Here is a 14,077-nt window from a genome sequence, read left to right on the forward strand (position 1 = left end):
CGCGCGCATCCGGGCGCTGCGGCACCGGGCGAAACCGCCGGACCGGATCGGGCAGCGGCGGCAGCGGTTCGGCCCGGCGTCGCAGCCCCTCGGCATGGCCCGCGCGCAGCCCGGCCAGCAAAGGCGCGACATCGCGCGGCTCCAGCCGGCCGGCGACCATGTGGCGCAGGGCGCGGCGGCGTTCGGCGGCCTGGACATCCGCCCAGACCGCGCCGCGCCGCGCCTGCGGGCAATGGCGGGCCAGGAACACCGCCCAGCTGGCGCCGATCTCGGTCAGATCGCGCGGCACCCGGTCGGCGCGGCGCCGGGGACTTTCGTCAAAGCCGTGATGCACCTGGGCCAGCGGCACCAGCGCGGTGACCGCGCCCCGTTCGGCCAGGCGCAGGTTGAGATCGGTCTCGTCGAGAAAGAAACGGTAGCGCGGATCGAACCCGCCCAGCGCGGCCAGCACCGACCGGCGAAAGGCCATGTTGGTGCCCTCGGTCTTGATCGCGCGGCCCGGGCTGGCGGTCAGCAGGGTGATGCGGCCGGGATCCAGATCCAGCGGGGTTTGCCGCCCCTCGGCGTCGACCATGGCGCCGCGCGACTGAAACGAGATGCCGCTGCGCCCGCGCACGAACCCACCCGCCGCCGCCACGGCGGGATCGGCGAACGCCGCCGTCAGATAGCCGAGCCAGGTCGGCTCCGGCACCGCGTCGTCGTCGAGAAAGGCCACCACCTCGCCCGCCGCCGCGGCGATCCCCGCATTGCGCGCGGCGGAGATATTGGCGGCGTCGAACTCCACCAGTGTCACATGCGCCGCCGCCGGCAGCGCGCGCAGCGCCGCGCGCCCGGCGGCATCGGCGACCACCACCACCTCGAACGGGTCGTAGCGCAGCTGCGACACCCCCAGCAGGCAGCGGCACAGCGCCTCGGGACGATCCCGGCTGACGATCACCACCGAGACCGTCAGCGCGCCACTCATGCCACCCTCATCTCCGCCATCATCGCCTCGATCCGGGCGACATCCTCGGGGTTGTTCAGCTCCCAGAACTGCCGTCCGCGCGCCTCGACCTCGACGCAGAGGATGCGGTGGCCGTGCTCGATGAAGCGAAGCTGCTCCAGCCCCTCAAGCTGTTCCAGCGGCCCGGGCGCCCAGCGCGGATAGGCGCCCAGCGCCGAGGGGCGGTAGGCATAGACGCCCACATGGTGGAACACCGGGGTTTCCGGGGCGTCGTCGGGGTAGCGGGCCGGCGTGTAGGGGATCACTTCCTTGGAGAAGTAGAGCGCGTGGTTGTCCTTGGTGAAGACCGCCGTGGTGCCCCCCACACGCCCGGCTTTGCGGTCGTCGAGAAAGCCGTTGAGCGCGCGCCCGTCGCAGCGCAGCACCGGGGTGGCGACCTCGGCCATCGGATCGGCGCGCAGGCCCGCGATCAGCTCCTCGACGAACCAGGTCGGGGTCAGCGGCGCATCGCCCTGCAGGTTGACCACGATGTCATAGCCGCCGCCGAGCCGATCCAGCACCTCGGCGCAGCGTTCGGTGCCGTTGGCGCAGGTTTCCGAGGTCATCACCACCTCGGCGCCGAACCCTTCCGCCGCCTCCCGGATGCGGTCGTCGTCGGTGGCGACCACCACGCGGTCGACGCCCTGCACGGCGCAGGCCGCCTCCCAACTGCGCCGGATCAGGCTTTTCGCGTTGCCGGTGGCGCCGCGCAGTTCGACCAGCGGCTTGCCCGGATAGCGGGTCGAGGCATAGCGGGCCGGGATGGCGATCAGGACCGGCATCACGCCTCCTTGAGCGTCACGTTCGCGGCGTAGGCGATGAAGAAGGGATTGGCATAGCCCTCCTTGCCATAGGTCAGCGGCGTATGGTCGTCGAAACGCACCACCTTGCCGCCGGCGCCCAGCAGCACGGCATGACCGGCGGCGGTGTCCCATTCCATGGTCCGCCCGACGCGCGGGTAAAGATCGGCCTCGCCAGTGGCGACCAGGCAGAATTTCAGCGACGAGCCGGCGCTCTTGCTGTCCTTCACGCTATATTTGTTGATGTAATCGTCGGTGGCCTGATCGCGGTGCGATTTCGAGGCCACCACCATCAGGGCGTCATTGTCGCTTTCGGCGACGCGGATCGGAGAAACCTCGCCCATGGCGGCGGCATCGAACGGCCCCGTCTCCTCGACCGAGGTTCCATCGGCGAGCGTAAAGAACATCCGTTCCTTTGCCGGCGCATAGACCACGCCGCGGGTGGGCACGCCGCCCTCGACCAGCGCGATATTGACGGTGAAATCGCCGCGACGGTTGATGAATTCCTTGGTCCCGTCCAGCGGATCGACGATCAGAAAGGTGTCGCCGGTCAGCCCGTGAGAGGCCGACTGTTCCTCGGTCACCAGCATCATCTCGGGAAAGGCCGCCCGCAATCCCGCCGAGATCAGCGCGTCGGCGGCCTCGTCGGCGGCGGTCACCGGGCTGTCATCGGATTTGACCTTCACGTCGAAGTCGTCGGCGTTGTAAATCTCCATGATTTTCGCCCCCGCTTCGATCGCGAGTTTCCGAATGACGGGAATTAAGGCATCATATTTCACAAAATAGCTCCATTTTTGCGCCGGGTTGTTGGTAAATCTGCTGCAACTTATGCTGCGGATACGACCGGACGGCAAGAATTCCGTCGCCGCGGGGGACAAAGTCACAAGGCTGAGGTTGGATGTTTCAACAGCGTACACATCGTTCGAGAGTCGTTGGCGTGATCACGATTTTCGAGCTGATCTTTCACTCGGTCGTGCGCAGCGTGCGGTCGGCCCATAACAACGCCTTCATCGCCCTCGGCAGGAACATGCTTCAGGCGATCATCTTCGTCCTCGCCTTCTACCTGATGTTCTCGGTTCTGGGGCTGCGCAGCTCGGCGATCCGGGGGGATTTCCTGCTCTACATGATGTCGGGGATCTTTTTGTACATGGTCCACACCAAGGCGGTGGGTGCGATCGTCAAATCCGAGGGTCCGAACCACCCGATGATGCAGCACGCGCCGATGAACACGGTGATCACCATCACCGCGGCGGCAATCGGATCGCTGTATATCCAGGTTCTGACCATGATCGCGATCCTGTTCGTTTATCATGTGGCCTTTACTCCGATCACCATCGATCAGCCGATCCCGGCCTTTGGCATGGTGCTGCTGTCCTGGTTCACCGGCTGTACGGTGGGACTGGTGCTGATGGCGCTGCGGCCATGGTTTCCGACCGCGGTCGGCCTGATCTCGACCATTTACCAGCGCGCCAACATGATCGCCTCGGGCAAGATGTTCCTGGCCAATTCGCTGCCGGCCTTCATGTTGCCGATCTTTTCCTGGAATCCGCTGTTTCACACCATCGACCAGTCGCGCGGTTTCGTGTTCATCAATTACAACCCGATGAACAGCAACTGGCACTATGCGTTCTGGGTCGGCATCGTGTTGCTGATGATCGGGCTGATGGGCGAATTCTATACCCGCCGCCATGCCTCGCTGAGCTGGAGCGCACGGCGCTGAGGCGCTGAACGATGCCCTCAGGTCACCACGCGCAGGGTCAGGTTCAGCCGCCCGCCCCGCGGCAGCAGGCGCGAGGATTTATAGCGGATCCGGTCCACCCCGTGATAGCTCAGCCGCGCCGGCCCGCCCATCACCACCACGTCGCCGGAACTCAGCCAGACCGACTCGGTCCGCCCCCCGCGCGTGGGGTTGCCGATGCGGAAAAGCCCGTCGTCGCCCAGCGAGACCGACACCACCGGCCAGGAGAAATCCGCCTCGTCCTTGTCCTGATGCAGGCCCATCCGGGCGCCTTCGCCATAGTAGTTGATCAGGCAGCAATCGGGGCGCCGTTCAAGCCCGGTGACCTCGGCCCAGAGGCGCAGAACCGGGTCGGGGATCGCCGGCCAGTCCTGGCCCCCGGGATGCTGCGGCGCATAGCGATAGCCGGTCCGGTCGGAGATCCATCCCAGCGCCCCGGCCGAGGTCATCCGCACCGACATCTTCTTTCCCGACGGTGTCTGGGGGCTGAAGGGCGGCGCCGCCTTCAGCACCGGGCGCAGCGCCTCGATCAGCCCGGCCTGGGCCGCCGGATCCAGATGGGATTTCAGAACCACGAAATCGCGTATCATCAGCCGCGTCATCCGCGCCCCCTCCTGCTGTGCCAGCCATCTGAGACCCCACGAAGAAACCATCACGGATTCGTGAAAACCACCCCTCAAGGATGGTTGCAGGGCCTTTTCCCGCTCCCTATATACGCCGAGACGCGCGATGGACCACCGTCGCGCCACATCATCGGGGCCGGGATGCCATAACGGGTTCTGACCTCGGGTAATCGCCTTGAACATTAAGAGGGATCGAAACGCATGAGCAAAGTTATCGGGATCGACCTGGGGACCACCAACAGCTGCGTCGCCATCATGGATGGCGCCCAACCCAAGGTTATCGAAAACGCGGAAGGGGCGCGCACGACCCCCTCGATCGTCGCCTTTACCGATGACGAGCGGCTGGTCGGCCAGCCGGCCAAGCGCCAGGCCGTCACCAACCCTGAAAACACCATCTTTGGCGTCAAGCGTCTGATCGGCCGCCGGTTCGACGACGCGGATCTGGCCAAGGACAAGAAGAACATGCCGTTCAACGTCATCGACGGCGGCAACGGCGACGCTTGGGTCGAAGCCAAGAGCGACAAATACTCTCCGTCGCAGATCTCGGCCTTCATCCTCGGCAAGATGAAGGAAACCGCCGAAAGCTATCTCGGCGAAGAGGTGACGCAGGCCGTCATCACCGTGCCCGCCTATTTCAACGACGCTCAGCGTCAGGCCACCAAGGACGCCGGCAAGATCGCCGGGCTGGAAGTGCTGCGGATCATCAACGAACCGACGGCTGCCGCGCTGGCCTATGGGCTCGACAAGGAAAACACCCACACCATCGCGGTCTATGACCTTGGCGGCGGCACCTTCGACGTCACCATCCTGGAAATCGACGATGGCCTCTTTGAGGTGAAGTCGACCAACGGCGACACCTTCCTGGGCGGCGAAGACTTCGACATGCGGATCGTCACCTACCTGGCGGACGAGTTCAAGAAAGAGCATGGCGTCGATCTGACCAAGGACAAGATGGCCCTGCAGCGCCTGAAGGAAGCCGCCGAAAAGGCCAAGATCGAGCTGTCCAGCTCGAGCCAGACCGAGATCAACCAGCCCTTCATCTCGATGGGGTCGGACGGCTCGCCGCTGCACATGGTGATGAAACTGACCCGCGCCAAGCTGGAAAGCCTGGTCGGCGATCTGATCAAGGCCTCGCTCAAGCCCTGCGCCGCGGCGCTGAAGGATGCCGGTCTGTCGGCATCGGACGTGGACGAGGTGGTTCTGGTCGGCGGTCAGACCCGGATGCCGAAGGTCATCGAAGAGGTGACCAAGTTCTTTGGCAAGGAGCCGCACAAGGGTGTGAACCCCGATGAGGTCGTCGCCATGGGCGCCGCCATTCAGGCCGGCGTGTTGCAGGGCGACGTCAAGGATGTGGTCCTGCTCGACGTGACCCCGCTGTCGCTGGGGATCGAGACCCTGGGCGGCGTGTTCACCCGGCTGATCGACCGCAACACCACCATCCCGACCAAGAAAAGCCAGGTCTTCTCGACCGCCGAGGACAATCAGAGCGCGGTGACCATCCGCGTGTTCCAGGGCGAACGTGAAATGGCTTCCGACAACAAGATGCTTGGTCAGTTCAACCTGGAGAACATCCCGCCGGCGCCGCGCGGCATGCCGCAGATCGAGGTGACCTTCGATATCGACGCCAACGGCATCGTGTCGGTCGGCGCCAAGGACAAGGGTACCGGCAAGGAACAGCAGATCACCATCCAGGCCTCCGGCGGCCTCTCGGACGATGACATCGAAAAGATGGTCAAGGACGCCGAAGAGAATGCCGAGGCAGACAAGGCCCGCCGCGAGCTGATCGAAGCCAAGAACCAGGCCGAAAGCCTGATCCACTCGACCGAGAAATCGATCGAGGAGCATGGCGACAAGGTCGACCCCTCGACCGTCGAGGCGATCGAACTGGCGGTGGCCGCGCTCAAGGACGACCTGGAAAAGGATGGCGTCGACGCCGACAAGATCAAGTCGGGCATCCAGAACGTGACCGAGGTCGCGATGCGGCTGGGCGAGGCCATCTACAAGGCCAGCCAGGACGAGGCCAGCGACGAGCCGGCGGCGGCCGATACCGGACCCGGCGAGGATGACATCGTCGATGCCGAGTTCGAAGACCTGGACAATGACAAGCGTTCCTAAGGTGTAACACCGGGCCAGGGCGGGCCGGTCCGGGATCCGGACCGGCCCGCTTTCGTTCCGGCAAAAGGAAAAAGACCGATGTCAAAACGTGATTTTTACGACGTTCTGGGCGTGTCCAAGGGCGCATCGGCGGACGAGATCAAGAAGGCCTATCGCAAGAAAGCCAAGGAACTGCATCCGGACCGAAATGCCGACAACCCGGAGTCCGAGGCGAAGTTCAAGGAAGCCAACGAGGCCTATGAGGTCCTCAAGGACGCCGACAAAAAGGCCGCCTATGACCGGTTTGGCCATGCGGCCTTCGAGGGTGGCATGGGCGGCGGCGGGCCGCGACCCGGCGGCGCGGGCTTTGGCGGCGGTGGCGGCGATTTCTCCAGCGCCTTCTCCGACGTGTTCGACGATCTCTTCGGCGATTTCATGGGCGGCCAGCGTGGCCGTCAACGCGCCACCCGCGGCTCTGACCTGCGTTACAACCTGCGGGTGACGCTGGAAGAGGCCTATTCCGGCATTCAGAAAACCATCAACGTGCCGACCTCGGTGGCCTGTTCGGCCTGCGAGGGCACCGGCGCCGAAGGCGGGGTGGAGCCGACCACCTGTCCCACCTGTTCGGGCATGGGCAAGGTGCGTGCGCAACAGGGTTTCTTCACCGTCGAGCGTACCTGTCCGACCTGCTCTGGCATGGGGCAGATCATCAAGGACCCCTGCAAGGCCTGCGGCGGCGCCGGCCGCGTCGAGAAGGACCGTGCACTCTCTGTCAACATCCCGGCCGGGGTCGAGACCGGCACCCGCATCCGGCTCGCTGGCGAGGGCGAGGCGGGCATGCGCGGCGGACCCTCGGGCGATCTTTACATCTTTGTCGAGGTGGCCCCGCATGAGCTGTTCGAGCGCGACGGGGTGAACCTTTATTGCCGCGTCCCGGTCAGCATGTCGACGGCGGCCCTGGGCGGCGCGATCGAGGTGCCCACCATCGACGGTGGCCGTGGCCGGGTGCAGATCCCGGCGGGCAGCCAGTCGGGCCGTCAGATGCGCCTGCGCGGCAAGGGGATGCCGCCGCTGCGCGGTGGCGGCCATGGCGACATGTTCATCGAACTGGCGGTGGAAACCCCGGTGAACCTGACCGGCCGCCAGAAAGAGATCCTGCGCGAGTTCGACGAATTGAGCGAGGACAACAACCCGGAGAGCAAGACCTTCTTTTCGTCGGTCAAATCCTTCTGGGACAGTATGAAGGGGTAAGGCGCGCCGGGAAAAAGGTCCGCCGGACCCTTTTCAGCGCCGAACGGGCTAAGCCCCAAAGACGAAGGGCTTAGCCCCCCTCCCCGCCCCGGCCCCTTGGCAAAGGGGGGCGGACGGCTCCCTTTCGCGCCGGGGCGTTAACCTGCCGTTTACCGCCCCGGCGCATCCTTCCCCGATGACCCCGCCTGACGCCTTCGACGATGCGACGCGATCCCTCTTCGCCCCGGACGAGGCGCCGGAGATGGCGTTGCCCGCCGGTCGGGTGCCCTCCTATATCCGCGACCACCGTCAACGGCTGCGCGACCGGTTCATGGCGGGCGGCGCCGCCGCGATGCCGGATTACGAGCTGCTGGAACTGCTGCTGTTCCGGTCGATCCCGCGCCGCGACGTGAAGCCGCTGGCGCGCGCGCTTCTGGACCAGTTCGGCGATTTCAACCGCGTTCTGGCCGCCGCGCCGGAGCGGCTGGCCTCGGTGAACGGAATCGGGCCCGCCGTGATCGCGGATCTGAAGATCGTCGAGGCTGCCGCGCATCGGATGGCGCGGGCCAGGGTCCTGAAAAGGCACGTGATTTCAAGCTGGGACGCGGTGCTGGATTACTGCCGGACCACCATGGCACACCGCGATACCGAACTGTTCCGCGTTCTGTACCTGGACACGAAAAACACCCTGATCGCGGATGAGGATCAGGGACGCGGCACCGTCGATCATGTCCCCGTCTACCCGCGCGAAGTGGCCAAGCGCGCGCTGGAGCTGAACGCATCGGCGCTGATCCTGGTCCACAATCACCCCTCCGGCGATCCCAGCCCCAGCGAGTCCGACATCCGCATGACCGGAAAGATCAACGATGCCTGCGCGGCGCTTGGGATCGCCCTGCACGACCACCTGATCGTCGGCAAATCGCGCGAATTGAGTTTCCGGTCCGAGGGATACCTCTGAGTCCGGGGGCGGTCCGAAAAACCAGGTTCCGGGTTTCGGATCAGATCGCGCGGGCAAGGATCACCGCGCCCAGATCTCGACCCGCCGGTTGACCTGACGGCCCCAGTCGCTGTCGTCGCAGGCCATCGGCAACGCCTCGCCAAAGGCCTCGACCGACATTTCCACCCTTGCCTCGCCGGGCGTCTTGACCGCCGCCAGCACCGCGTCGCGGACTGCCTCGGCGCGTTTCAGCGCGATCCGCCTGTTGCCCTCGGCCGGCCCCTCGCCATCGCTGAATCCGACGAACATCAGGGTCTTGGCGTCATAGACACCGATCTCGATCGCCCGGGCGAGCTGGGCGATATTGGCGCGCGACTGCGCGTCCGGCCGGGTCGAGCCGGCCTCGAACCGGAACGATGTGGTCAGGCGCGTCAGCGGCCCCAGCGTGGCGATCATGCGCTGCAACTCGTCCAGCGGAACCTCCTCGCCGGCAGCCGCGATGGCATTGGCGAACCGGTCGCCCTGGGCGTTCAGCGCGATCCGCTCGGGGGCCTGATCGACGAACCCCGCGCGCCGGATCACGATCTGCGCCGCCGGGCTTTGCACATAAAGAAGGAACTCGCGCGCGACCTTCGGCAACCGCCGTGCCGGAAGATAGAGGAACATCGGCGAGGTCAACGGGTAGTCCTCGGTCTTGATGGTGCGGCGGCTGGCCTCGAGCGAGAACCCGCAGGCCCCGGTCAGGGTCAGCGCCCGGGCGGTGCCGGTTTCGGCAAAGCTGGCGATGCCGATGGCAAAGGGATCGGCGCTGACCGCGCGGGCCAGGGAGCTGCTGCGGGGGTGACGGGTGATACCCTCGGCCAGGGTCAGCCCGGCGGGGCGCAGCAGCCGGTCCTCGACCGCCTGGGACAGGCCCGAGCCGGCATCGGGCAGGTGCAGGTCGATGGGTGCGTCCGGACCGCCCAGATCGGACCAGTTCGCGATCTCGCCGGCAAAGATCCGGGCCAGATCGGGGGTGGAGATGCGCCGCACCGGGTTGCCCGGCGCCACCACCGGCACCATCGCATCGAGCGCCAGAACCCGGCTGCGGTTGCCGGCGGTCATATCGCCCATCCCGGCCTCGAAGGCGCGGGTCCGTTCCCCGGCGCGGATTTCGCGCAGGGCGAGGACGATGTCGGCCTCGTTCGCCAACAGATCGGCAAACCCCTCGTCGGTGTTGCTGACGCGAAAGGTGAAATACGCCAGCGCCGGGCCGGTATCCGGGCGCGCAAGGCTATAGCGGAAATGGTTGTCGTCCAGGGTGTCGCGCGCGGCCCGCCAGCCGTTGCGCAGGGCGAACCCCTCGACCAGCGCCGGCAGCAGCACCTCGGCCATGGTCGAGGATCCAGACAGCGCCAGCTCGGCCACATAGTCGGTCAGGCTGGGACAGCCCGGCCCGTTGCACGACACGCCCGATCCATCCACCGTCAACTCTCCGTACCGGGTATCGACACGGTAGAATTCGCCGTCAAAGCCCAGCAGCGTTCCGGTGATCTCCACCGCCCCATCGGGCGAGGTCAGCGTGACATCCTGAGCCGCAACCGGGCGCGCAACCGAAAAAAGAAAGAGTGCGGCGAGCGCCGCCGCACGTGACCAATACATGTGAGACCTTAATTTATACGCGGATCATTTCGCCGCGATCTTCAGGTCATCCAGCAGATTATTCAACACCAGAAAATCACCCGTCGCGCTGCAGTCGGGCACCGCGAGATCGAGCTGCCGCGTCCGGACGCGATCCTCACCCTGGCGCTGGAGCAGTTGGGCGGAAATGTCGCGGCCGCAATTGTCCTGCGTCACCTCGGTCTCGACGCTCAGTGCGATGGTGCCGCTGCGGTCGGCGGTGCGCGCCGGAAAGGTATAGACCTCGGCCAGAAGCGGCGACAGCGCGTCCTGCGTGCCCAGGCGGATCACCGACCCGGTGGCGTGCTCGGGCTCGGCCGGCGGCGTCGCGCCGGACCAGACATGACCCGGATCGCCATAGCTGGCGCCGAATTCGCGGGCGTGGATCTGGAAGCCGGCCCTGCCCTGCCATTGCAGCACGACGCGGTCGTAATCAGCGATGTCGGCAAGCCGGGTGGTGGCCACGGCGCCCTCGCCATTGTCGAAGGCGGCGATAAAGACCGCGCGCTCGGCCAGCGCCGGGATCGTGACGTTCAGATCGCCATCGGCATCGGTGACGGCGGAAAAGGTCATGCCGCTGTGATGAACCACCAGACGGGAGTTGCCGAGACAGGGCGCGGAGACCGAGAAATCCACCATCGCCATCGGCCCCGGCACGGCCCGGGCCATCACGTCGCAGCCCAGCGCCGGCATCTCGGGATCCTCCGGCGTGCCAGGAAGCACCGCGCCCGGCGCCGCGGACAGCTCCGGCAGGGTCTTGGTAACGGGCAGGCGTGAGAGGCCGTCTCCGTCGCCCTCGGCCGCCGCGGAGGTCAGCGTGATCTTTTTGATATCCAGCGCCTCATCCGGTGCCCCGGCTTCGGCGACGCGGACCCGGACCGGGGCCGGGCGCGGCGGTTCCACCCTGGGCGCCGCCGGCGTGTCCCGGGCCGAAACCGGCGCGGGAGATGCGATCGGCGGCGGGGCGGGCTGGCCGCGCTGCATCACATATCCGATGCCCAGCGCACAGGCCAGTGTGCCGCCGGCCATGCCAATCAAACGCAATCTGGACATCACATCCTCCGTCACCAGTCGGGTCGTGTCAGATGTGGCCCGCAAAGACGGCCATCATGTGGCCGCCCGGGGGAGTCAATCAGGCATCTTCCTGGCGCTGGTCTGGCGGGGTCAGGCCAGCCGGCCGTGGCAATGCTTGAATTTCTTGCCGCTGCCGCAGGGGCATTTCTCGTTGCGGCCGGGATTGCCCCAGGTGCTGGGATCGCCCTCGACGAAGCCGGAGGCGGTCTCCGGGTCGGCCGGCGCGGCGGCCTCTTCGACCTGCGCCTCGGCGACATCCGCCCGCTGTTGAAGCTGCGCCTGCTGGGCAGCGAACTGCGCCATCATCTGGCGCTGCTCTTCTTCCGTCAGCGGCCGCACATGGGCCAGTTGCCGGGTCACGGCCTCGCGCAACCCGTCCAGCATCCCCTCGAAGAGCTGAAAGCTCTCGGTCTTGTACTCGTTCAGCGGATCGCGTTGCGCGTAGCCACGGAACCCGATGACCGAGCGCAGATGCTCCAGCGTCACAAGATGTTCGCGCCACTTGGCGTCGATGGTCTCCAGCAGCACCTGTTTTTCGATCTGGCGCATGTTCTCCGACCCGAAATCGATGGCCTTTTTCGCCATCATCTCGTCGCTGGCCTTGACCAGACGCTCGCGGATTTCCTCGTCGTCCACACCCTCTTCGGCGGCCCATTCGATCACCGGCACGTCCAGGCCCATCTTTTCGATCACCTGGGCATAGAGCCCCTCGGTGTCCCACTGATCGGCATAGGATTTCGGTGGCATATAGGCGTCGATCAGGTCGTCGATCACCTGATGGCGCATGTCGGCGGCGATGTCGGACAGATCCTTGGCCGCCATGATCTCGCGCCGCTGGGCAAAGATCACCTTGCGCTGGTCGTTCATCACGTCGTCGAACTTGAGGATGTTCTTGCGCATGTCGAAGTTGCGTCCCTCGACCTTGGCCTGCGCCCGTTCGAGCGACTTGTTGACCCAGGGATGCACGATCGCCTCGCCTTCCTTCAGGCCAAGGGTCTTGAGCACCTTGTCCAGACGTTCGGAGCCGAAGATGCGCATCAGATCGTCTTCGAGGCTGAGGAAGAACACCGTGCGCCCCGGGTCGCCCTGACGGCCCGAGCGGCCGCGCAGCTGGTTGTCGATGCGGCGGCTTTCATGCCGTTCCGACGCGATCACGAAAAGGCCGCCGGCCTCGATCACCTTCTGTTTTTCCTCGGCGTGCATGGCCTCTTCGGCGGCGCGGATCTCGGCCGGATCGGCATCCGGGTTCTGCTCCAGCGCCTCCATGACCTTCATGTCGACGTTGCCGCCGAGCTGGATGTCGGTGCCCCGACCGGCCATGTTGGTGGCAATGGTCACCGCGCCCAGACGGCCGGCGTCGGCGACGATCTGGGCCTCGCGCTCGTGCTGGCGGGCGTTGAGAACGTTGTGCGTGATCCCGGCCTTGTCCAGCATCGCGGACAGAACCTCGGACTTTTCGATCGAGGTGGTGCCGACGAGGACCGGCTGACCCTTTTCGTGGGCTGTGCCGATCGCTTCGATGATTGCCTTGTACTTTTCCGCGGTGGTGCGGAATACCTGATCGTCTTCGTCGATCCGCGCAATCGGGCGGTTGGTCGGCACCTCGACCACACCCAGGCCATAGATTTCGGCGAATTCCTCGGCCTCGGTCACCGCGGTGCCGGTCATGCCGGCGAGCTTTTCGTACAGGCGGAAGAAGTTCTGAAAAGTCACGCTGGCCAGGGTGACGTTCTCGGGCTGGATCTGGACATGCTCCTTGGCCTCGATGGCCTGGTGCAGCCCCTCGGAGAGGCGGCGCCCCGCCATCATCCGGCCGGTGAATTCGTCGATCAGCACCACCTCGCCATCGCGGACGATATAATCCTTGTCCTTCTGGAACAGCTTGTGCGCGCGCAGGCCCTGGTTGACATGGTGCACGATGGTCGTGCTTTCCGGGTCATAAAGCGTCTGCCCCTCGTCCAGCAGGCCGCGGGCGTGCAGCTGCTCTTCGAGAAACTCGTTGCCCTCTTCGGTAAAGGTCACGCCGCGGGTCTTTTCATCGACGTCGAAATGCGCCTCGGACAGCAGCGGGATGATCGCGTCAATGGTCGCATAAAGATCCGAGCGGTCGTCGGCGGGCCCGGAGATGATCAGCGGCGTGCGCGCCTCGTCGATCAGGATGCTGTCCACCTCGTCGACGATGGCGAAATAATGGTTCTTCTGGAACAGCTCGCTCAGTTCGGACTTCATGTTGTCGCGCAGGTAATCGAAGCCGAACTCGTTGTTGGTGCCATAGGTCACATCGGCCTCATAGGCCCGGATCTTGTCCTGCGAGCCCATGCCCGACCAGATCACGGCGGCGCGCATGCCCAGCGCCTCATAGACCTTGCCCATCCATTCGGCGTCACGTTTGGCCAGATAATCGTTGACCGTGACCACATGCACACCCTTGCCCACCAGCGCGTTCAGATAGGCCGGGAAGGTGGCGACCAGGGTCTTGCCCTCGCCGGTCTTCATTTCCGAGATATTGCCCTGATGCAGAAAGATGCCGCCCATCAACTGGGTGTCAAAGGCGCGCAGCCCCAGCGCGCGCCGGGCCCCTTCGCGGACGTTGGCAAAGGCCTCGGGCAGCAGATCATCCAGACTTTCGCCGTCCTGAGCGCGCTTGCGCAGGTCGGCCGTCTTGTCCCTGAGTCCCTCGTCGCTGAGTTTTTCGAACTCGGGTTCCAGCGCGTTGATCTTTTCGACCAGCGGCTGCGTCGCCTTGATTTTGCGGTCGTTCGGCGTGCCGAACACCTTTTTGGCGAGTGTTCCGATACCCAGCATATGTTCTCCAGCGGCTCTGACTTCCTGATGGTCTTGTCAGACTTGTCCGTCCTGCGCACAACCCATAGATACGAGGGGAAAGACGGTCCTGACGTCGGCCTTAAGGCGATGTAAGGGGCCGTGGAAACAGTGTCA

At 65.4% G+C, this 14,077-nt stretch carries 11 protein-coding genes; 4 read left to right on the forward strand and 7 right to left on the reverse strand.

The features are described from left to right. From E1832_RS14825 to cysQ, 3 genes are all read right to left on the reverse strand, one after another. A partial coding sequence (locus E1832_RS14825; RefSeq protein WP_133360550.1) for a glycosyltransferase family 2 protein occupies positions 1 to 964 on the reverse strand: 964 nt, incomplete at its 3' end. After that, positions 961 to 1,764, reverse strand: coding sequence for a 3-deoxy-manno-octulosonate cytidylyltransferase (locus E1832_RS14830; RefSeq protein WP_133360551.1), 804 nt, complete (start codon positions 1,762 to 1,764; stop codon positions 961 to 963). The genes E1832_RS14830 and E1832_RS14825, both read right to left, overlap by 4 nt. Then, the gene (cysQ, locus tag E1832_RS14835) at positions 1,764 to 2,561 is read right to left on the reverse strand and encodes a 3'(2'),5'-bisphosphate nucleotidase CysQ (protein ID WP_133360552.1); all 798 of its coding nucleotides are present in this window, start codon (positions 2,559 to 2,561) and stop codon (positions 1,764 to 1,766) included. Before cysQ ends, E1832_RS14830 begins: the two co-directional genes overlap by 1 nt. A 119-nt stretch (positions 2,562 to 2,680) precedes the next feature. Here cysQ and E1832_RS14840 point away from each other — a divergent pair, with 119 nt between their 5' ends. After that, the gene (locus E1832_RS14840) at positions 2,681 to 3,502 is read left to right on the forward strand and encodes an ABC transporter permease (protein ID WP_133360553.1); all 822 of its coding nucleotides are present in this window, start codon (positions 2,681 to 2,683) and stop codon (positions 3,500 to 3,502) included. A gap of 17 nt (positions 3,503 to 3,519) precedes the next feature. Here E1832_RS14840 and E1832_RS14845 read toward each other — a convergent pair whose 3' ends face one another. Further along, positions 3,520 to 4,122 carry an alpha-ketoglutarate-dependent dioxygenase AlkB family protein gene (locus tag E1832_RS14845; RefSeq protein ID WP_165978906.1) on the reverse strand — a complete coding sequence of 201 codons (603 nt, stop codon included), beginning with the start codon at positions 4,120 to 4,122 and terminating at the stop codon, positions 3,520 to 3,522. 222 nt (positions 4,123 to 4,344) lie between these two features. On the opposite strand from E1832_RS14845, the gene dnaK reads away from it, so the two are divergent. From dnaK to radC, 3 genes are all read left to right on the forward strand, one after another. Continuing rightward, on the forward strand, positions 4,345 to 6,258 hold the full coding sequence (gene dnaK, locus E1832_RS14850) for a molecular chaperone DnaK (protein WP_133360555.1): 1,914 nt from the start codon (positions 4,345 to 4,347) through the stop codon (positions 6,256 to 6,258). A 78-nt stretch (positions 6,259 to 6,336) separates the two neighbouring features. Next, on the forward strand, positions 6,337 to 7,488 hold the full coding sequence (gene dnaJ / locus E1832_RS14855; RefSeq protein ID WP_133360556.1) for a molecular chaperone DnaJ: 1,152 nt from the start codon (positions 6,337 to 6,339) through the stop codon (positions 7,486 to 7,488). 175 nt (positions 7,489 to 7,663) lie between these two features. Continuing rightward, positions 7,664 to 8,425 carry a RadC family protein gene (gene radC, locus E1832_RS14860; protein ID WP_133360557.1) on the forward strand — a complete coding sequence of 254 codons (762 nt, stop codon included), beginning with the start codon at positions 7,664 to 7,666 and terminating at the stop codon, positions 8,423 to 8,425. A gap of 60 nt (positions 8,426 to 8,485) precedes the next feature. Here radC and E1832_RS14865 read toward each other — a convergent pair whose 3' ends face one another. The 3 genes from E1832_RS14865 to secA all read right to left on the reverse strand — a co-directional run bounded on the left by E1832_RS14865 (position 8,486) and on the right by secA (position 13,942). Continuing rightward, a complete protein-coding gene (locus E1832_RS14865; RefSeq protein WP_133360558.1) occupies positions 8,486 to 10,045 on the reverse strand; it encodes a phosphate ABC transporter substrate-binding/OmpA family protein in 1,560 nt (519 codons plus the stop codon). 24 nt (positions 10,046 to 10,069) lie between these two features. Beyond that, positions 10,070 to 11,116, reverse strand: a complete 1,047-nt coding sequence (locus tag E1832_RS14870; RefSeq protein WP_133360559.1) for a hypothetical protein — start codon at positions 11,114 to 11,116, stop codon at positions 10,070 to 10,072. Between the two features lie 111 nt (positions 11,117 to 11,227). Then, the gene (gene secA, locus E1832_RS14875; RefSeq protein WP_133360560.1) at positions 11,228 to 13,942 is read right to left on the reverse strand and encodes a preprotein translocase subunit SecA; all 2,715 of its coding nucleotides are present in this window, start codon (positions 13,940 to 13,942) and stop codon (positions 11,228 to 11,230) included. Between the last annotated feature and the right edge of the window lie 135 nt (positions 13,943 to 14,077).

This window comes from Antarcticimicrobium luteum, assembly GCF_004358185.1.
In the GTDB taxonomy this organism is placed as follows: Bacteria; Pseudomonadota; Alphaproteobacteria; order Rhodobacterales; family Rhodobacteraceae; genus Antarcticimicrobium; species Antarcticimicrobium luteum.